The organism is Pseudoxanthomonas winnipegensis, assembly GCF_030322905.1.
Classification (GTDB): domain Bacteria; phylum Pseudomonadota; class Gammaproteobacteria; order Xanthomonadales; family Xanthomonadaceae; genus Pseudoxanthomonas_A; species Pseudoxanthomonas_A winnipegensis.
This window is the reverse complement of the sequence record NZ_CP095475.1, coordinates 1,254,176-1,273,970: the sequence shown is the minus strand read 5'-3', so window position 1 is coordinate 1,273,970 and position 19,795 is coordinate 1,254,176. Positions and strand designations below refer to the sequence as shown.

The following is a 19,795-nucleotide window of genomic DNA, read 5'->3' as shown; positions in this document are numbered from 1 at the left end:
TGAATCAGTGTCGGTGTCTGGCCGCCAGCGCCTCGCCGTGGCGCCACTCCAGCCAGGACTTGAGCGCCAGGGTGACCAGCGCGCTCAGCGCCAGCAGGGAGGCGGCGGCGAAGGCCGCGCTGTAGGCGTATTCGTTGTAGAGGATTTCCACGTGCAGCGGCAAGGTGTTGGTGCGCCCGCGGATGTGCCCGGACACCACCGAGACCGCGCCGAACTCGCCCATCGACCGGGCCGCGCACAGCAGCACGCCGTACAGCAGCGCCCAGCGGATGTTGGGCAGCGTCACGCGCCAGAAGGTTTGCCAGCCGCTGGCGCCCAGGCTGAGCGCGGCCAGCTCCTCGTCGCTGCCCTGCTGCTCCATCAGCGGCATCAGCTCGCGGGCGATGAAGGGAAAGGTGACGAAGGTCGTGGCCAGCACGATGCCCGGTAGCGCAAACACGATCTTCGGCAGCTGGATCAGCGTGTCCCCCAACAGCGGCAGATGCACGCGCCAGCCCTCGTCGATCAGCGGCCAGGCCCAGCCCTGGCGGCCGAAGATCAGCATGAAGACCAGGCCGGCCACCACCGGCGAGACGGCGAACGGCAGGTCGATCAGGCTGACCAGGATGCGCTTGCCGGGGAAGCGGTGCTTGCTCACCGCCCAGGCCGCGGCGATGCCGAAGATCAGGTTCAGCGGCACCACGATCGCGGTCACCACCAGGGTCAGCCTGATCGCCGCCAGCGCGTCGCGGTCGGTGATCGCCTTGAGGAAGGTCGGCAGCCCGCTGCGCAGCGCCTCGGTGAACACCAGCACCAGCGGCAACAGCAGGAAGGACAGCAGGAACAGCAGCGCCAGCCCCACCAGCGTCCACTTCATCCACGCCGGCTCGGTGGTCGGCGCGCGCAGCGCGCGCCGTGGCACAGGCACGGACACGGCGGCCATCAGGCCGGCACCTTCAGGCCGCGCCGCGCCAGCCGCGCCTGCAGCGTGTTGATCACCAGCAGCAGGACGAAGGACAGCAGCAGCATCGCCGCGGCGATCGCAGTGGCGCCGGCGTAATCGAACTCCTCCAGCTTGATGGTGATCAGCAGCGGCGCGATCTCCGACACGCCCGGCAGGTTGCCGGCGATGAAGATCACCGAGCCGTACTCGCCCACCCCGCGCGCGAACGCCAGCGCGAACCCCGACAGCACCGCCGGCCACACCGTGGGCAGCACCACCTGGGCGACCGTGCGCAAGCGCCCGGCGCCGAGGCTGGCGGCGGCCTCCTCCAATTCAGATTCCACCTCGGCCAGGACCGGCTCGACCACCCGCACCACGAACGGCAGGCCGATGAACACCAGCGCCACCGTGATGCCCAGCGGGGTGTAGGCCACCTTGAGTCCGCCGGCCTCCAGCCAGCGGCCGAGCCAGCCGGTCGGGCCATAGAGCTGGGTCAGCGCGATGCCGGCCACCGCCGTGGGCAGCGCGAACGGCAGATCCACCACCGCATCGAACAGACGCTTGCCCGGAAAGTCGTAGCGCACGAACACCCAGGCCACCAGCGTGCCGGCCACCGCGTTGAACGCCGCCGCCGCCAGCGCGGTGGAAAAGCTCACGCGCAGCGCGGCCAGCACGCGCGGGTCGGTCCAGACCGCCCACAGTCCGTGCCAGCCCAGGCCGGCCGACTTGATGAACACCCCCGCCAGCGGCAGCAGCACGATCAGCCCGAGCCACAGCAAGGTGGTGCCCAGGCTGAGGCCGAAGCCGGGAATCACCCGCCTTCGGCGCGCGCGCCCTGCTGCAGGAATCGCAACGCTCAAGGCCGCTTCTTTCCCGCCAGCATCTTGTCGAACTCACCGCCGTCGGCGAAGTGCTTGGCCTGCGCCTTGGCCCAGCCACCGAACACCTGGTCCACCGTCACCAGCTGCACCTTGGGGAAGCGCGCGATGTCGGCCGCGTCGGCGAACTCGGGATGGCGCGGGCGGTAGAAGTTGTGCGCGATGATCTTCTGCGCTTGCGGCGTGTACAGGAACTCCAGGAAGCCCTGCGCCTCGGCGCGCGTGCCGTGCTTGTCCACGTTCTTGTCCACCAGCGCCACCGGCGGCTCGGCCAGGATCGACAGCTTGGGCACGACGATGTCGAACTTGTCCTTGCCCAGCTCTTCCTGCGACAGGAAGGCCTCGTTCTCCCAGGCCAGCAGCACATCGCCGATGCCGCGCTGGACGAAGGTGGTGGTCGCCCCGCGCGCGCCGGTGTCCAGCACCGGCACGTTGTTGTACAGCGCGGTCACCATGCGCCGGGTCTTGGCCTCGTCGCCCTTGAAGATGTGCAGGCCATAGGCCCAGGCGGCCAGATAGTTCCAGCGCGCGCCGCCGGAGGTCTTGGGATTGGGCGTGATCACCTGCACGCCGGGCTTGAGCAGGTCGGGCCAGTCCTTGATCTGCTTCGGATTGCCCTTGCGCACCAGGAAGACGATGGTCGAGGTGTAGGGCGCGCTGTTGTCCGGCAGGCGCTTCTGCCAGTCGGTCGGCAGCAGCTTGGCCTGGCTGGCGATCGAGTCGATGTCATAGGCCAGCGCCAGGGTGACCACGTCGGCCTCCAGCCCATCGATCACCGCACGCGCCTGCTTGCCCGAGCCGCCGTGCGAGCTCTCCACGCTGACCGATTCGCCATGCTTGGCCTTCCAGTCCTGGCTGAAGGCGTCGGACAGGGCGCGGTAGAGCTCGCGCGTGGGGTCGTAGGACACGTTGAGCAGCTGCTTCTGCTGGGCCATGGCCGCCGCGGCCACGGTCAGCAGGCACGAGGCCATGACCAGCGCGAACAGGCGAGTCAGGCGGCGGGTGCGGGTGAGGGTCATGGCGGATTCCTTGCTTAATGGACAGCGAGCTGGGCTGCATTCAGGAATGCTTATGCTGCCCAGGCATGAATGTGCCACGAAATAATGAAAGCGCGCGTGCTTATCGCCAACGGGAATCAGGCTGAACCCGCGAACCGGCCTCGGCGGGGCGGCGCGTAAAATGCGCCCTTCCGTTCCCGTTCCCAGGCCCGCCCGATGACCGATGCCCTCCCCGCCCTGACCCACCGCTACGCCGAGGAGCTGGACGGCATCCGCGAGGCCGGGCTGTTCAAGTCCGAGCGCATCATCACCGGCCCGCAGTCGGCGCAGATCACCCTGGCCGACGGGCGCCAGGTGTTGAACTTCTGCGCCAACAACTACCTGGGCCTGGCCGACCACCCGGACATCATCGCCGCGGCCAAGCAGGCGCTGGACACGCACGGCTTCGGCATGGCCTCGGTACGCTTCATCTGCGGCACCCAGGACCTGCACAAGCAGCTCGAGCAGACCATCGCGCGCTTCTTCGGCAAGCAGGACACCATCCTGTACGCGGCCTGCTTCGACGCCAACGGCGGCCTGTTCGAACCGCTGCTGGGCGAGGACGACGCGATCATCTCCGACGCGCTCAACCACGCCTCGATCATCGACGGCGTGCGCCTGTGCAAGGCCAAGCGCTTCCGCTACGCCAACTGCGACATGGCCGACCTGGAAGTGCAGCTGCAGGCGGCCGACGCCGCCGGCTGCCGGACCAAGCTGATCACCACCGATGGCGTGTTCTCGATGGACGGCTTCATCGCCCCGCTCGACGAGATCACCGCCCTGGCCGCCAAGTACGGCGCGCTGGTCCACATCGACGAATGCCACGCCACCGGCTTCCTCGGCCAGACCGGGCGCGGCTCGGCCGAGGTCAAGGGCGTGCTGGACAGGATCGACATCATCACCGGCACGCTGGGCAAGGCGATGGGCGGCGCGCTGGGCGGCTTCACCACCGCCAGCGCCGAGGTGATCGAACTGCTGCGCCAGCGCTCGCGCCCCTACCTGTTCTCCAATTCGCTGCCGCCGCACGTGGTGGCCGCCGGGATCAAGGCCTTCGACATGCTCGACGCCGCCGGCGACCTGCGCACGCAGCTGCGCGACAACACGGCCTATTTCCGCGAGCGGATGACCGCCGCCGGCTTCGACCTGAAGCCCGGCGTGCACCCGATCAGCCCGGTGATGCTCTACGACGCGCCGCTGGCGCAGCGTTTCGCCGAGCGCCTGCTGGAGGAAGGCATCTATGCGATCGGCTTCTTCTTCCCGGTGGTGCCCAAGGGCCAGGCCCGCATCCGCACCCAGATCAGCGCGGCGCACACCCGCGCGCACCTGGACCAGGCCATCGACGCCTTCACCCGCATCGGCCACGAGCTGGGCGTGCTGAAGGGCTGATTCGTTTACCGCTGGCCGGGGCCGAACGGCCTTGGCCCGGGCCATTGGTTGAAGGTTCCATCGGCGCCGAGGTGAGGCGCCGGGCGCGGATGGCGGCCACAAGCGCCGCCCGCGCTGGAATCCTTCTACGCCCGGATCAGGTCAGGGAGCGGCCTTCTTTCCGGGCGTGGCCACGTCGGAAGGCGGTGCCAGCGCGCTCACCTCCTGCGGCGTCAGTTCACGCCACGCGCCTTTGACCAATGCGCCCAGCGGCAGCTCGCCGATCGCCACACGCACCAGCCGCAGCGTGGACAGGCCGAACGCCTCGAGCAGCCGCCGGATCTGGCGGTTGCGCCCCTCGTCCAGCGTGATCTCCAGCCAAGCATTGCGCCCGCCGCTGCGCAGCAGCTGCGCGCGTGCGGCACGCAGGTGTTCGCCGTCGACCGGCGCGCCCTGCTCCAGCCGCGCCAGCAGCGCGGCATCGGGAATCGCATCGATCTGCACGTGATAGGTCTTGCTCGGCCCCGTCGACGGGTCGGTGATCGCCGCTGCCCACACAGGATCGTTGCTCAACAGCAGCAGGCCTTCGCTGGCCTTGTCCAGCCGCCCCACCGGCGCCAGCCATGGCAGACCTGCTCCGTCCAGGCAGCGATAGACCGTGTCGCGCCCCTGCTCGTCGCGCGCCGTGGTGACCAGGCCGCGCGGCTTGTTGAGCATCAGATAGCGGCGTTCGGCGCCCACTTCCGCGTCCGCCTGGCCATCGACCTCGATCCGCGAACGGCCGGCGACGGTCGGGAACTCCGGATCGCGCACCACGCGGCCGTCCACCCGCACGCGCCCCGCCGCGATCCAGCGCGCCGCCTCGGTGCGCGAGCACAGGCCCAGCTTGGACAGCGCGCGCGCCAACCCATGCCGCGGCGCATCGTCGCGAACCGGCTTGTGCGTCGCCATCGGAATGCGCCCCTGTATGCCGTCGCCGCGCGGGCCGACGGCGCGGACTTACTGCTTGTCGGCGGTCGGCACTGCCGCGGCGGGCGCGGCGGCCGGCGTCGCGACCACTTCGCCCGGCGGCACGGCGACCGCGGCGGCCGGCTTGGCCTTGACCACGCGCACGCCGCGCGACTTCATCCAGGCATCGAACTCGTCGGCCGTCATGCGCTTGCCGTTCTGGTTCATGTCGAAGCGCCAGGGCGTGTTGTCGTACTGGGTCTTGGGCTGGTAGGCGGCCGGATCGTTGGCCTTCACCGCCGGCGTGGCCATGGCCAGCTCGCGGCAGCCGTCGACCTTCATCCGCAGCAGCACGCGATCGACCGACTGCGCATCGTTGTAGGACTGCGCCAGCACGCCGCTGGGCGCGCCCAGGCTGGTGGTGTTGGCGAACAGCTCCACGGCCACCGGCGAGAGCACGGTCGTGCGCTGCGGCAGCGGTTGCGGCACCACGCCGTTACAGTCCTGCGCCGCTTCGGCGTGTGCGAACGGAGCAACGGCGAGCAGGGAAACGACCGCAACGAGGGATGCGCGCATAGGGAGTTCGCAAGGAGAAAAAGAGGGTTGCGGGAGTTTAGGCAGGCGGCGCGCAGACAATCAACCGTTACACGATGTTTTCCATGCAAATCACTGAAAGAAAAGACTGAATACGGTGCACGGAGCCCCGCGCGAGACAGAGGATTCTTCGCCGGAGCTCAGAACCGCCAATCCGTTGGTCAAGCGCGGGCGGGCCAGTGAGCCCGTTTCGCCCAGCAGCCTCGCCACGGCCAGGCGCGGCTCCACGGTTGGGCGACTCCTGCATGGCCGCTTGGCTGGGAAAGGCCTGATCGCGCCGCATGCTTCGGTAGGAGCAACTGTCTCCTCAAATCTCGCAGCGACCTGCCTGTAGAGCGGAGCTTGCTCCGCTGCGTTCCGTTCGATTCGTGGGGAAGGCCCCCAGCGGAGCAAGCTCCGCTCTACAGGTGGAAGCCGCCATGGCGGCGATGGGGCTCTACCGGGAAGGCCTCATCGCCGCCATGGCGGCTCCCCACCGAGATCGGGTCGAGGCCCGGAGAACTGTGCGCCATCGGCCACCCTGTGCATTCAGGCCACACAGCCCGGACCGCGGCGCTTCCGAAGCTGCGACCTCGACCGCTGCGAAACCCCGACATCGAAAGCCGCAACACTCAATCGCGGCGAGGCCTCGATTTCGACAGAAGCACAAAGAAAAAGCCCGGCGCAAGGCCGGGCTTTTCTTCACTGCTGGAGGCGGCTGCGGTATCCCGCAGCCAACCCCTGAGCGGCCAGATTAGTTCTGGACGTTCAGCTCCGTACGACGGTTCTTCTCGCTCTTACAGGCCGGGAAGGTGTTCGGGGTCTGCTCCAGCGGACGGCTCTCGCCGTAGCCGATCGGTCCAACCAGACGCGACGAGGACACACCATTGTTGGTGAGGAAGTCGTACACGGTCTTCGCACGACGCTCGGACAGCTTCTGGTTGTAGGTCTCGGTACCGCACAGGTCGGTGTGACCGGCGACTTCGACGCGCAGGTCGGGGTAGCGCTTGAGGATCTCGACGGCCTCGTTCAGGATCGCCACCGCGTCAGGACGCAGGGTCGCCTTGTTGAAGTCGAAGTTCACGCCCTTCAGGTCGATGGTGACCGGAGCCGGGCAGCCGTCCGGACCGATGGTCTGGCCAGCCTGCGAACCGGGGCACTTGTCGTCGCAGTTGTTGACGCCGTCACCGTCGTCATCCAGGTCGGCGCAGGTCTGAGCCGGCGGCGGCGGCGGCGGCGGGGCGACCGGAGCGGCCTTGGTGCCCAGCGGGATCACGACGCCGACCGAGGCCAGCACGTCACCGAACCACGACTCGTCCGGAGCGCGGTGGCTCTGGTCGTTGAAGTCGCCACGGTAGGCCACTTCGGCGCGCACGGCGACGCGGCTGTCGAAGGTGGTCTGCAGACCGACGCCGACCTTGGCGGCGAAGTTGCCGTCCTTGTTCTTGGCCGGGGAATCCGGGTTCGGGAAGTTGTCGTACTCTTCCTCCGAGCGCTGGTAGCCCAGGCCCATCAGGACGTACGGGTTCCAGCCGCGGCCTTCCTGGATGAAGTGGCGACGCAGGTCGAACGAGATGCCGTACTGCGACCAGTTCAGGTTGTCTTCCGGGTCCAGGCTCGGGTTCTGATAGTTCAGCTCACCGTCCAGCGACCAGTTCGGGCTGATGAACTTGCCCAGGCCCAGGGTGGCGAACGGAGCGTCGTCGGTCTTGCGGTCGCTGTCCTGCAGGTTGTAGCCCACCGCACCGGTCAGGTACCAGCGGTCGTCAAACTCCTGAGCCGAAGCGGCCTGCGCCACGCTCAGTCCGGCCAGCATCGCGGCGCAGAGAAGTTTCTTGTTCATTTGCGACTCCTTGAGAGTTCAGGGTTTTGAAAACCGACTGCGTGGGCGTGGGGTCATCCCGAGCCTTACGGCATTCAGTCCAATGTTTGAACGGCGAGGGTGCCGTCAACACCGGCGCAGATTATGCAGGGGCTCGTGAAGATCGTGTTAACAGCAGCCTAACAAGTCGACTCGCGCCCCTGCCTGGCGCGGGCCACGTTATACGGGCGCCAAAGCGCACGTGGTGTGAAAACCATGCGCCAATTGTGTGTCCGAATCGTTCATTACCTTCGGTTCAGGTGAAGCCAGCGTTGCCTTTGCGTCAGCGCCTCTTGTCCGGCGCAGCGCCTTGCGGCAAGGTGCGCGCACTCTTCCATACGCAAGCGTATTGACATGCCCAGCCAGACGCCGAGCCAGGCCAACCTGAACGAAGCCACCCACCCTTACCCGCATCTTCTGGCGCCGCTGGACCTGGGCTTCACGCGCCTGCGCAACCGGGTGCTGATGGGCTCGATGCACACCGGCCTGGAAGACCGCGCCGCCGACTTCCCCAAGCTGGCGGCTTACGTGGCCGAGCGCGCGCAGGGCGAAGTCGGGCTGATCGTGACCGGCGGCTTCGCGCCCAACCTGGTCGGCTGGCTCAAGCCGTTCGGCGGCAAGCTGTCCTGGCCGTGGGAGGCACGCCCGCATCGCCAGGTCACCCAGGCCGCGCATGCGCACGGGGCGAAGATCTGCCTGCAGCTGCTGCATGCCGGGCGCTATGCCTATCACCCGCTATCGGTCGCGCCCTCGCGCCTCAAGGCGCCGATCAATCCCTTCACGCCGCGGGCGCTGAGCGCGCGCGGGGTCGAGCGCCAGATCGATGCCTATGCCCATGCCGCGCGCCTGGCCCGTCAGGCCGGCTACGACGGCGTGGAAGTGATGGGATCGGAGGGTTATCTGATCAACCAGTTCACCGCCGCGCGCACCAACCAGCGCGACGACGCCTGGGGCGGCGATGCCGCGCGCCGGATGCGCTTCGCGGTGGAGATCGTGCGACGCGTGCGCGAGGCCTGCGGGCCGGACTTCATCATCATCTACCGCCTGTCGCTGGTGGATCTGGTCGAAGGCGGCAACGCCTGGCCGGACATCGTCGCGCAGGCCCGCGCGGTGCAGGCCGCCGGCGCGACCCTGATCAACTCCGGCATCGGCTGGCACGAGGCGCGCGTGCCGACCATCGTCACCTCGGTGCCGCGCGCGGCCTTCGCCGATGTCACCGCCAAGCTCAGGGGCGAGGTGTCGGTGCCGGTGATCGCCACCAACCGCATCAACATGCCGCAGGTGGCCGAGGACCTCCTGGCGGCCGGCAAGGCCGACATGGTGTCGCTGGCGCGACCGCTGCTGGCCGACCCGCACTGGGTGCGCAAGGCGCGCACCGGCGATGCGGCGCGGATCAACACCTGCATCGCCTGCAACCAGGCCTGCCTGGACCACGTCTTCCAGAACAAGCGCGCCAGCTGTCTGGTCAACCCGCGCGCCTGCGCCGAGACCGAGCTGGTCTATCGCAGGACCGAGACTCCGCGTCGCATCGCCGTGGTCGGTGCGGGTCCGGCGGGCCTGGCCTGCGCCACGGTCGCGGCCGAACGCGGGCACCGGGTGAGCCTGTTCGAAGGCGGCAGCGAGATCGGCGGCCAGTTCAACTACGCCAAGCGCATCCCGGGCAAGGAGGAATTCCACGAGACGCTGCGCTACTTCCGCCAGCGCCTGGACGACACCGGCGTGGAGTTGCACCTGGACACGCTGGCCGATGTGGACACGCTCAAGGGCTTTGATGCGGTGGTGCTGGCCACGGGCATCACGCCGCGCACGGTGCAGATGCCGGGCGCGGATCATCCCAAGGTGGTCAGCTATGTGGATGTGCTCTCCGGGCGCGTGCGGGTCGGCGCGCGTGCGGCGTTGATCGGCGCCGGCGGCATCGGCTTCGACGTGGCCGAGTATCTGGTCGAACACGGCGCGTCGCCGAGCACCGATCCCAGGCGTTGGATGGCGCAGTGGGGCGTGGACGCAAGCTTCGAAGCGCCAGGCAGTCTGATCGCGCCGAAGCCCGAACCGCCGGCACGCGAGGTGTGGCTGCTGCAGCGCACGCCGGGTCGGCCCGGTGCGCGTTTGGGCAAGACGTCGGGCTGGGTGCATCGCGCCACGCTGAAGGCCAAGCAGGTGCGCATGCTCGGTGGCGTGGAGTATCTGGGTGTGGACGATGAAGGCCTGCATCTCCGCGTGGATGGATCCGAGCAGACGCTGCCGGTCGACCATGTGGTGATCTGCGCAGGCCAGGAACCGCGACGCGAGCTGTTCGATCTGCTGCAGGCGCAAGGCATCACGCCGCATCTGATCGGCGGTGCGGATGTCGCGGCCGAACTCGATGCCAAGCGCGCGATCGATCAGGCCAGTCGTCTGGCCGCAACGCTTTGAAAAACGCACATCACGCGCGCTGCGAACGCGCTGCATCGCGGCATCAACCTCGCACTGTCATGAGACGCTGACTGCCGTAGTCAGCGTCGTGATGTAAGCGTCGATATTCAGTTGACGTTTTGAATTCGGCCCGTACCTTGCGCCGACTTTCCGACCCGCCGCCCAGTTCAGGCGGGTCTTGTCTGGCCACCCTTTCATTCAAGGCCAGCACCCGGGTAGCCCGTGAGATGGCTGCCTCCCCATGACGCCCAACCGCTGTGCCGGCCGTCTTCCCCAGTTTTGTGGGACGACCCCTTCGCATGCGGCCAAACGGAGCAAGGAGTTCGATGAAACTGGCCTGGATCTTATGGCTGTCGTCACATGTGATGCCGCAGCCGGCCGCCGATTCGCTATGTCTGTCCACCACCGTCTATCTCGAGGCGCGGGACCAGAGCATGCGTGGACAAGAAGCCGTTGCGGAAGTCGCGCTGCGACGCCGCGACAGCGGGCTATGGGGCAACTCGCTGTGCGAGGTGGTCACCGCACGGCATCAATTCGCCCCTGGCATCGTGCCCAGCTCCACGCGTCTGCAGAACGGCGGCGCATGGGCGCGCTCTGTGTCGGTGGCGCTGGATTCGGAGCGCAACTGGGCGCTGCCGCGCGGCGCGCGGCGCGAGATCGTCCCCGGTGCCAGTCACTTCGCCGCGCACGAACTGGTCGCACCCAGCTGGGCCAACGCCTACACCGTGGCCACGATCGGCGATCACACCTTCTATCGCGTGCAGTCGCTCAAGCCACGCTCGTGAACACCCCGGCTTACTGACGCAAGCGACTTCATCGCGACGCACAAAGAAGGAGGGCCGGCATTGCCGGCCCTCCTTCTTTGTTTCAGCGCCACATCGCACGCCGCATCAGCTGCGCTTGTCGATCGGCACGAAGTCGAGATCTTCCGGACCGGTGTAGTTGGCGCTGGGACGGATGATCTTGCCGTCGATGCGCTGCTCGATCACATGCGCGCTCCAGCCCGCAGTGCGCGCGATGACGAACAGCGGCGTGAACATCGCCGTCGGCACGCCCATCATGTGATAGCTGACCGCACTGAACCAATCTAGGTTGGGGAACAACTTCTTGATGTCCCACATCACCGTCTCCAGGCGCTCGGCGATGTCGTACATCTTGGTGCTGCCCTGCGCCTTGGACAGGTCGTGGGCGACCTGCTTGATCACCTTGTTGCGCGGATCGCTGACCGTGTACACCGGGTGGCCGAAGCCGATCACCACTTCCTTACGCTCCACGCGCGCCTTGATGTCGGCCTCGGCCTCGTCGGGCGTGTCGTAGCGCTTCTGCACTTCGAAGGCCACCTCGTTGGCGCCGCCGTGCTTGGGCCCGCGCAGCGCGCCGATGCCGCCGCAGATGGCGCTGTACATGTCGCTGCCGGTGCCGGCGATGACGCGGCAGGTGAAGGTGGAGGCGTTGAACTCGTGCTCGGCGTAGAGCACCAGCGAGGTATGCATCGCCTCGACCCATTCCTTGCGCGGCTCCACGCCGTGCAGCAGATGCAAGAAGTGGCCGCCGATCGAATCATCGTCGGTCTCCACGTCGATGGCGCGGCCGTTGTGGCTCCAGTGGTACCAGTACAGCAGCATCGAACCGAGGCAGGCCATCAGCTTGTCGGCGATGTCGCGGGCGCCGGGATGGTTGTGATCGTCTTTCTCGGGCAGCACGCAGCCCAGCGCCGACACGCCGCTGCGCATCACATCCATCGGATGGGCCGAAGCGGGCAGCTCCTCCAGCACGGCCTTGACCGCGGCGGGCAGGCCGCGCAGCGACTTGAGCTTGGCCTTGTAGCCGCGCAGCTCGTCGCGCGTGGGCAGCTTGCCGTGTACCAGCAGGTAGGCGACTTCCTCGAATTCGCTCTTAGCCAGGTCCAGGATGTCGTAGCCGCGATAGTGCAGATCGTTGCCGGTGCGGCCGACGGTGCACAGCGCGGTGTTGCCCGCCGGCGTGCCGGACAGCGCGACGGATTTCTTCGGCTTGAAGCCGGTGGCGGTGGGTTGCTCGGACACGGTGTTTCCTCCCGGGGTTTGCTTCGATGTGACGTGTTAAGGCGCAGCGGTCGGCGGCGCGTCGCGCTGGACCAGCAGCTGCTGCAGCATTTCGATCTGGCGGTTCTGCAGCTCGACCAGCGTGGCCCAGTCCTGCTCGCGCAGCTGGTTGAGCTTCTCGTGCACCTGCAGGATCTCCAGCTCGGACTTGACGTTGACCTGGTAGTCGTTCTCCGCGCGCAGGCGGTCGGCGGCGGCCTGGCGGTTCTGGCTCATCATGATGATCGGCGCCTGGATCGCGGCCAGGCAGGACAGACACAGGTTGAGCAGGATGTAGGGATAGGGATCGAAGGCCTTGGCCAGCACGAAGCTGTTGATCGCCATCCACACCGCCAGGAATACGCCGAAGGCGATGATGAAGCTCCAGCTGCCACCGACCTCGGCGACCCGGTCGGCCACGCGCTCGCCCAGCGTGCGGTTCTGGCTGAACTCGCGCGCCACGTTGCGTGCGACCTGGCGCTTGGCGATGAAGCGCTCGACGATCGCGCGCTCCTCGCCCTGCAGCTTCTCCAGTTCGGTCTGCAGCAGGTGGCGCGCGGTCTCGCGCCGGTCGATGCGGGTACGGCGCTGGCGTTCTGCGGCGGGCGGACGCGAAAAGTTCATGGCATGCGCAAGATCAGGTCGAAGGGAGCCCGATCATGCCCGCTTGCCGGCGAACAGTGCGTCCAGCTTATGCTCGAAGGCGTGGTACCCGATGCGTTCGTACAGCTCTTCGCGGGTCTGCATGGTGTCCAGGACGGCCTGCTGCGTGCCGTCCTGGCGGATCGCCTGGTAGACGCGCTCGGCGGCCTTGTTGGCGGCCCGGAAGGCCGACAGCGGGAACAGCTGGATCGCCACGCCCACGCTGGCCAGTTCGTCGCGGGTGAACAGCGGCGTGGCGCCGAACTCGGTGATGTTGGCCAGCACCGGCACCTTGACCGCCTCGACGAAGCGCCGGTAGGTCTCCAGGTCGTAGGCTGCTTCGGCGAAGATGCCGTCGGCGCCGGCCTCCACGCAGGCGATGGCGCGGGCGATCGCCGCGTCCACGCCCTCGGCCTGGATCGCGTCGGTGCGGGCGATCAGGAAGAAGTCCGGATCGGTCTTGGCGTCGGCCGCGGCCTTGACCCGGTCCACCATCTCGCCCTGGCTGACGATCTCCTTGCCCGGGCGGTGACCGCAGCGCTTGGCGCCGACCTGGTCCTCGATGTGGCAGGCGGCCGCGCCGGCCTTGATCAGCGACTTGATGCTGCGCTCGATGTTGAACGCGCTGGCGCCGAAGCCGGTGTCGATGTCCACCAGCAGCGGCAGCTCGCACACATCGGTGATGCGGCGGGTGTCGATGAGCACGTCTTCCAGCGTGTTGATGCCCAGGTCCGGCAGGCCCAGCGAGCCGGCCGCCACGCCGCCGCCGGACAGATAGAGCGCCTTGTAGCCGGCGCGCTTGGCCAGCAGGGCGTGGTTGGCGTTGATCGCGCCGATTACCTGCAGCGGCGACTCGGCGGCCAGGGCGGCGCGGAAGCGGGCGCCGGGGCTGGAAGTGGACATGGCGGAACTCCTGGATCGGGACGGGCGCGCGGCGCGGCGGTGGCGCACTCGCGGGGCGAGGCGCAATCTGGCACCCTGCGATGCATTGATCAATCTTGATCGCACAAATCAACCTGTCATGGACCACGACCTGATTCCGGCCACCACGGCCTGCGAGCTGCTCGGCATCACCAGCGCCACGCTCTACGCCTATGTCAGCCGCGGCCTGTTGGAATCGCGCCCCGGTCCGGACCACCGCAGCCGCATGTACCGGCGCCAGGACGTGGAGCGCCTGGCGCAGAACAAGCGCGCCGGCCGCGGCGCGGCGCGCGGCGCCGCGCAGAGCCTGGATCGCGGCCTGCCCGTCCTGGAGACCGGCATTTCATTGATCCAGGCCGATGGTCCCTACTACCGCGGCCGCTCGGCGGTGGCCGCGGTCCGCGACGGCGCCACGCTGGAGCAGACCGCGCGGCTACTGTGGGACAGCGCCGGCCACGACCCCTTCGCCGCCTCGCCATCGGCCTGGCCGCCGACGGTGGCGCGACTGGCGCTGGACCAGAGCCTGCCGCCGCTGGAGCGCACCCTGGCCTGCATCCCGCTGCTGGCGCTGGAGGTGCGGCATTCGTTCAACCTGGCCCCGGCGGTGCGCTTCGACGTGGCCGCGCAGCTGCTGCGGCAGAACGCGGCGCTGCTGATCGGCCAGCAGCCCGCGTCCACTCCCGTGCATCTTCAACTGGCCCAGGCCTGGGTGCCGGGCGATGCGGACTTCGCCGAACTGGTGCGTGCCGCGCTGGTGCTGTGCGCGGACCACGAACTCAATGTCTCGGCCTTCGCCGCACGCGTGGTGGCCTCCACCGGCGCGCACCTGCATGCCACAGTCTGCAGTGGACTGGCCGCGCTGTCCGGCCCCCGTCACGGCGGCGCCACCGCGCGCGCCTATGCGCTGCTGCAGGCCGGCGCCGACGAGGTGGCCGCCCGCTGGGCGCGCGGCGACGACTTGCCCGGCTTCGGTCATGCGATGTATCCGCATGGCGACCCGCGCGCGGCGGAACTGCTGTCGATGCTGCGCACCCACCGCGCCGACTGTCCGCGCCTGGCGCAGCTCGAAGCGCTGATCGCGCGTGCCGAGGAAGCCAGCGGCCTGCGCCCCAATATCGATCTGATGCTGGCGGCCCTGTGCTTTCTCTACGACCTGCCCGCCTCGCCCGCGCTGGTGGTCTTCGCCAGCGGCCGCCTCGCCGGCTGGCTGGCGCACGCGCTGGAACAGCAGACCCTGGGCAAGCTGATCCGTCCGCGGGCGCGGTACGTGGGCCTGCCGCCGGAGGAGCGAGCAGCGAGTGAGCAGCAGCGAGGAACGAAGGAGAAGTAGAAGCGGAAGCGTCGCTGCCGCTTTCCACGCATTCCTTTCTACTCAGCTCCCCGCGTCCGGTCCGCGCGACAGCGCGCGGCGCACTTCCTCAAGCGCATTGGGATCGTCCAGCGTGGACAGGTCGCCCGGATCGGCGCCCTGGGCCAGGGCCTGGATCGAGCGCCGCAGCAGCTTGCCCGAGCGCGTCTTGGGCAGCGCGTTGACGATATAGACCCGCGCCGGCCGCGCCACCGCGCCCAGATCGGTCTCCACGATCCTGCGCATGCCATCGGCCGCGCTGTTGCGTGCGGCCGTCTCGTCGGTGGCCTGGCGCAGCGTGGCGAACACGATCGGCACCTGTCCCTTGACCTCGTCGGCCACGCCCACCACCGCCGCCTCGGCCACCGCGCCGAAGCCGGACACCGACTCCTCGATCTCGCGCGTGCCCAGCCGGTGCCCGGCCACGTTGATCACATCGTCGGTGCGGCCGAGGATGAAGGTATAGCCGTCCTCGTCGCGGATCGCCCAGTCCAGCGAGCTGTACAGCAGTTCCTTGAAATGGCTGAAGTAGCTGTCGAGGAAGCGCTGGTCGTCGTTCCAGATCGTGCTCATGCAGCCCGGCGGCAGCGGCGGCTGCATCACCAGCACGCCCTTCTGGTTGGGCGCGACTTCCTCGCCGGTGGCCTCGTCGATGACCTTCATCCGGTAGCCGAGATTCGGGAAGCCCGGCGAGCCGAAGCGCACCGGCTTCATGTCCACGCCCGGCAGCACGCACAGCGCCGGCCAGCCGGTCTCGGTCTGCCAGTAGTTGTCGATCACCGGCTTGCGCAGCGCGTCGGTGATCCAGTGCGCGGTGGGCTCGTCCAGCGGCTCGCCGGCGAGGAACAGGTACTTCAGCTCGGACAGGTCGTGGCGCCGGATGAAGTCGACGTCGTGCTTCTTCAGCACGCGGATCGCGGTCGGCGAAGAGAACATCGTGCGCACGCCGTACTGCTCGCACAGCGCCCACCAGATGCCCGGATCGGGATGGGTGGGCAGGCCTTCGTACAGCAGCGAGGTGCAGCCGCCGATCAGCGGCCCGTACACGTTGTACGAATGCCCCACCGCCCAGCCCACGTCCGAGGTGGAGAACATCACCTGCCCCGGCGCGCAGTCGAAGATGGTGCGCATCGACTGCGCCATCGCCACCGCGTAGCCGCCGACATCGCGCTGCACGCCCTTGGGCTTGCCCGTGGTGCCGGAGGTGTAGAGCAGATAACTGGGCTCGTTGGATTCCAGCCATTCCACCGGCACCTGCGTCTGCCCGACCTGCGAGCGCAGGGTGGCGTAGTCCTCGTCGCGCCCCGGCACCTTCGGCTCGGCCGGATCCAGATCGCGCGAGACGATCAGCACCTTGGGCGGTGCGAATCTGGCCTCGGCGCAGGCCGCATCGATCATCAGCTTGTACGGAATCACCTTGCCGCCACGGATGCCCGCGTCGGCGGCGATCAGCAGCTTGGGCTTGGCGTCATCGATGCGCAGCGCCAGGTTGTGCGCGGCGAAGCCGCCGAACACCACCGAGTGGATCGCCCCGATCCGCGCGCAGGCCAGCATGGCGAACACCGCCTCGGCCATGTTGGGCATGTACACCACCACCCGATCGCCACGACCCACGCCCAGCTGCTTGAGCACCGCGGCGAAGGCGTTGACCTCTTCATGCAGCTGCCGATAGGTGATCTCGCGGGTGACGTTGGTCTCGGTGGACACGGCCACCAGCGCCAGCTGGTCGGGTCGCGTCTCCAGGTGGCGGTCGACGGCGTTGTAGCAGAGGTTGGTCTGCCCGCCGACGAACCACTTGCGGAACGGCGGATTGGAATAATCCAGGATCTGCTGCGGCGGGACATGCCAGTGGATGGCCTTGGCTTCCTGCGCCCAGAACGCCTCCGGTTCCTCGACCGAACGGCGGTACACCTCTTCATACGATGACATCCAAGCCCCCTCCCGAGCGCCGATGCCAGCGAGCATAGAGGGCGCCCGCGCGCCAGACCGTTGGACCATGGTCGATGCTTGGACCATGGTCGAAGCCGCGCCGGCCCCACGTCAGCTGTCGAGCTCTTGGCTTATCTCCCGGCAGCTTCAAGCTCGCCGACGGTGACGTGCCCCTTCCAGCCGTCGAAATACTTGTCCGAATAGACCCGGATCGCGCGCACGACTGCATCTTCGGAAGCCAATGTACATGCCTCCGGCGTCCCGCTTCCTTGTGCCTCCAGGCCCTCGATCCGGGTAATTCCCACGCCGTTGACGCCGCTGAAGCACCAACCCGTGCCGTAGACCGGATTGCTGGTGATTTCCTTGAGGTTGCGGTTCAAGCGCCGGTCCGCCCGAAGCGCGGCGAACGCATCCCCGTAGCGTGGCTGCAGCTGCTGCTGGAGCAAAATCGCGCGCTCCTTCTCCGCCGGGGAGACCTTGGACAGCGCTGACTGGTACAGCGCCACGGCATCCGGTTCCTTGCGCTCGGCGGCGAGCGCCAGCCAGGCCAGCCCCAGCGGTCGATCCTGCGCCACGTGATCACCATTGAAGTACGCCGTTCCCAACGCCCGCTGCGCAAACTTGTTGCCCCACCCCGCGGACAGCCTGAACATCTCTTCGGCCTGTTGGTATTTGCCTTCAAGCCAATAACGCTTAGCCAAGCAAAAATTGAACTCGCCCGGCAGCACGCGGAACATCAGCTCGCCACAGGAGGGATTGACGCGTCCATCGGTCGAGGCCACCCGGGCCGCCTCCTCGGACATGGTCTCCTCGTCCTGCGTGGACGCCTTCTGCTGTGCCTGCGCGGCCAGCGGCATCCACGATAGGGACAAGGCCGCCAGCAGGTTCAGGGCTGCCCTCGCACACCGCGCTCCGACGTCCATTGCGCACTCCTTCGCTGTGGTGGATCGATCATGCCAGAACGAGGCGCCGCTAGAGCTCCCGGACCCGGTCGCGCAGCACGAACTTCTGCACCTTGCCGGTGGCCGTGCGCGGCAGTTCGCCGAAGACGAAGGCGCGCGGCACCTTGAAGCCGGCCAGATGCGAGCGGCAATGCAGTTGCAGGGTGGCCGCATCCAGCGGGTCGGCGCCCGACTTGAGCTCGACGAAGGCGCACGGGGTCTCGCCCCACTGCTGGTCCGGCCGCGCCACCACGGCCGCAGCCATCACCGACGGGTGCCGGCACAGCGCGTCCTCGACCTCGATGGAGGAGATGTTCTCGCCGCCGGAGATGATCACGTCCTTGGAGCGGTCGCGGATCTTGGCGTAGCCATCGGGATACACCACGGCCAGGTCGCCGGTATGGAACCAGCCGCCTTCGAACGCCCGCGCCGTGGCGTCGGGATTCTTCAGATAGCCCTTCATGGTGAGGTTGCCGCGGTACATGATCTCGCCCACGGTCATGCCGTCCCATGGCACCGGCGCCAGCGTGTCCGGGTCGAGCACCTGCATGTCCTCCTGCAGCAGGCAGGCCACGCCCTGGCGGCTGTTGCGCTCGGCGCGCTGCGCGATGTCCAACGCGTCCCATTCCGGGCGCGGAATGCACAGCGAGGCCGGCCCGTAGACCTCGGTCAGGCCGTAGACGTGGGTGATGTGGAAGCCCATGCGCTCCATGCCCTCGATCACCGCCGCCGGCGGCGCGGCACCGGCGATCTGCGCCCGCACGCCGCTGATGCCCTGCTTCCACGCCTCCGGCGCGGCCACCAGCGCGCTGTGGATGATCGGCGCGCCGCAGTAATGGGTGACGCCGTGCTCGCGCATCAGCGCGAACACGCGCTGGGCATCGAACCGGCGCAGGCACACCTGTAACCCCGCCACCGCCGCCATCGTCCAAGGAAAGCACCAGCCGTTGCAGTGGAACATCGGCAGCGTCCACAGATAGACCGGATGCTGCGGCATGCCCCAGTCGATGATGTTCGCCACGGCATTCAAGTACGCGCCGCGGTGGTGGTAGACCACGCCCTTGGGATCGCCGGTCGTGCCGGAGGTGTAGTTGAGCGAGATCGCCTCCCACTCGTCCTGCGGCAGCTGCATCTCGAACCCGGCATCGCCTCCGGCGAGGAACGCCTCGTACTCGATCTCGCCGAGGAAGGCGCCCTCGGTCACCTGCGCATCGTCCACATCGATCACCCGCGGACGGTGCGTGCACAGTTCCAGCGCCTGGGCGATCACCGGCGCGAACTCGCGATCGGTGAACAGCACCTTGGCCTGCGCATGGTCGAACATGAAGGCCAGCGTCGCCGCGTCCAGGCGCGTATTGAGCGTATTGAGCACCGCACCGAGCATGGCCGGGCCGTAATGCAGCTCGAACATCGCCGGCGTGTTGGGCAGCATCGCCGCCACCGTATCGCCCTTGCCCACGCCCCAGCGCTGCAGCGCGCTGGCCAGGCGCCGGCAGCGCGCGTACTCATCGGCCCAGGTCAGCCGGCGCTCGCCATGGACCAGGGCCACGCGCTGCGGATGCACCAGCGCGGCCTTGCGCAGGAAGGTCAGCGGCGAGAGCGCGGTGAAGTTGGCCGGGTTGCGCTCCAGCCCGGCGGCATAGGCCTGCTGCGACATGACACGTCCCTGATGGCGGAGGCGCCAGCGTAGCGACGCGCCCCAGGCGGCGCGGCTCGACCTTCGTCGAAGCCGGCGCTCCACAGCGCCGATTCCCGCCACATCGATTCTGACAAGAACGTCAGGATCCTTGCCACCCGCGTGATGCGGCGCACCTACCCGCCCAGCTAGACCCCACTCGCGGCGATCGTCACCCGCTGTTAACGCTTACACATACTGCAGAACGTGTCCGACGCATGTCAGGCACCGCAATAGGGGATCACAGACCGTCATCCGTCCGCGCGGCCAGCAGGCCGCG

General features: G+C 68.1%; 16 protein-coding genes. 4 read left to right on the top strand and 12 right to left on the bottom strand.

What is annotated here, in order from left to right; genetic code table 11:
* Positions 1-4 precede the first annotated feature (4 nt).
* The 3 genes from cysW to MWN52_RS05565 form a co-directional block, all read right to left on the bottom strand.
* Positions 5-856, bottom strand: coding sequence for a sulfate ABC transporter permease subunit CysW (gene cysW / locus MWN52_RS05575; protein WP_379655765.1), 852 nt, complete (start codon positions 854-856; stop codon positions 5-7).
* A gap of 65 nt (positions 857-921) precedes the next feature.
* Positions 922-1,782, bottom strand: coding sequence for a sulfate ABC transporter permease subunit CysT (cysT, locus tag MWN52_RS05570; RefSeq protein ID WP_130516063.1), 861 nt, complete (start codon positions 1,780-1,782; stop codon positions 922-924).
* Positions 1,779-2,819, bottom strand: coding sequence for a sulfate ABC transporter substrate-binding protein (locus MWN52_RS05565; protein ID WP_130523437.1), 1,041 nt, complete (start codon positions 2,817-2,819; stop codon positions 1,779-1,781). Before MWN52_RS05565 ends, cysT begins: the two co-directional genes overlap by 4 nt.
* Positions 2,820-3,014: 195 nt before the next feature.
* Here MWN52_RS05565 and kbl point away from each other — a divergent pair, with 195 nt between their 5' ends.
* On the top strand, positions 3,015-4,223 hold the full coding sequence (gene kbl / locus MWN52_RS05560; RefSeq protein WP_286576958.1) for a glycine C-acetyltransferase: 1,209 nt from the start codon (positions 3,015-3,017) through the stop codon (positions 4,221-4,223).
* Between the two features lie 141 nt (positions 4,224-4,364).
* Here kbl and MWN52_RS05555 read toward each other — a convergent pair whose 3' ends face one another.
* From MWN52_RS05555 to MWN52_RS05545, 3 genes are all read right to left on the bottom strand, one after another.
* The gene (locus MWN52_RS05555; protein ID WP_286576957.1) at positions 4,365-5,153 is read right to left on the bottom strand and encodes a pseudouridine synthase; all 789 of its coding nucleotides are present in this window, start codon (positions 5,151-5,153) and stop codon (positions 4,365-4,367) included.
* Positions 5,154-5,201: 48 nt separating this feature from the next.
* The gene (locus tag MWN52_RS05550) at positions 5,202-5,726 is read right to left on the bottom strand and encodes a hypothetical protein (protein WP_286576955.1); all 525 of its coding nucleotides are present in this window, start codon (positions 5,724-5,726) and stop codon (positions 5,202-5,204) included.
* A 751-nt stretch (positions 5,727-6,477) separates the two neighbouring features.
* Positions 6,478-7,566 (bottom strand): OmpA family protein, encoded by a 1,089-nt coding sequence (locus MWN52_RS05545; RefSeq protein WP_286576954.1) that lies wholly within the window; start codon positions 7,564-7,566, stop codon positions 6,478-6,480.
* A gap of 372 nt (positions 7,567-7,938) precedes the next feature.
* Here MWN52_RS05545 and MWN52_RS05540 point away from each other — a divergent pair, with 372 nt between their 5' ends.
* Complete coding sequence (locus MWN52_RS05540; RefSeq protein WP_286576953.1) at positions 7,939-9,996, top strand: NADPH-dependent 2,4-dienoyl-CoA reductase; 2,058 nt, start codon at positions 7,939-7,941, stop codon at positions 9,994-9,996.
* 326 nt (positions 9,997-10,322) lie between these two features.
* Positions 10,323-10,781, top strand: a complete 459-nt coding sequence (locus MWN52_RS05535; RefSeq protein ID WP_130516048.1) for a cell wall hydrolase — start codon at positions 10,323-10,325, stop codon at positions 10,779-10,781.
* A 105-nt stretch (positions 10,782-10,886) separates the two neighbouring features.
* Here the strand turns inward: MWN52_RS05535 and prpC are convergent, their stop codons facing one another.
* The 3 genes from prpC to prpB are packed head-to-tail and all read right to left on the bottom strand — an operon-like array spanning position 10,887 to position 13,604.
* Positions 10,887-12,041: a bifunctional 2-methylcitrate synthase/citrate synthase gene (gene prpC, locus MWN52_RS05530; protein WP_286576951.1), complete on the bottom strand. Its 1,155-nt coding sequence runs from the start codon at positions 12,039-12,041 to the stop codon at positions 10,887-10,889.
* 36 nt (positions 12,042-12,077) lie between these two features.
* Positions 12,078-12,683, bottom strand: coding sequence for a DUF1003 domain-containing protein (locus tag MWN52_RS05525; protein ID WP_130523431.1), 606 nt, complete (start codon positions 12,681-12,683; stop codon positions 12,078-12,080).
* Between the two features lie 33 nt (positions 12,684-12,716).
* On the bottom strand, positions 12,717-13,604 hold the full coding sequence (gene prpB, locus MWN52_RS05520; RefSeq protein ID WP_130523430.1) for a methylisocitrate lyase: 888 nt from the start codon (positions 13,602-13,604) through the stop codon (positions 12,717-12,719).
* 118 nt (positions 13,605-13,722) lie between these two features.
* Between prpB and MWN52_RS05515 the strand changes: the two genes are divergently transcribed.
* Entirely contained in the window at positions 13,723-14,952 is a 1,230-nt protein-coding gene (locus MWN52_RS05515) for a citrate synthase family protein (protein WP_286576948.1), read from the top strand.
* A 42-nt stretch (positions 14,953-14,994) separates the two neighbouring features.
* Here the strand turns inward: MWN52_RS05515 and prpE are convergent, their stop codons facing one another.
* The 3 genes from prpE to MWN52_RS05500 all read right to left on the bottom strand — a co-directional run bounded on the left by prpE (position 14,995) and on the right by MWN52_RS05500 (position 19,497).
* Positions 14,995-16,899, bottom strand: a complete 1,905-nt coding sequence (prpE, locus tag MWN52_RS05510; protein ID WP_286576946.1) for a propionate--CoA ligase — start codon at positions 16,897-16,899, stop codon at positions 14,995-14,997.
* A 131-nt stretch (positions 16,900-17,030) separates the two neighbouring features.
* Positions 17,031-17,822, bottom strand: coding sequence for a hypothetical protein (locus MWN52_RS05505; protein WP_286576945.1), 792 nt, complete (start codon positions 17,820-17,822; stop codon positions 17,031-17,033).
* 49 nt (positions 17,823-17,871) lie between these two features.
* Positions 17,872-19,497 carry an acyl-CoA synthetase gene (locus tag MWN52_RS05500; RefSeq protein WP_286576944.1) on the bottom strand — a complete coding sequence of 542 codons (1,626 nt, stop codon included), beginning with the start codon at positions 19,495-19,497 and terminating at the stop codon, positions 17,872-17,874.
* Between the last annotated feature and the right edge of the window lie 298 nt (positions 19,498-19,795).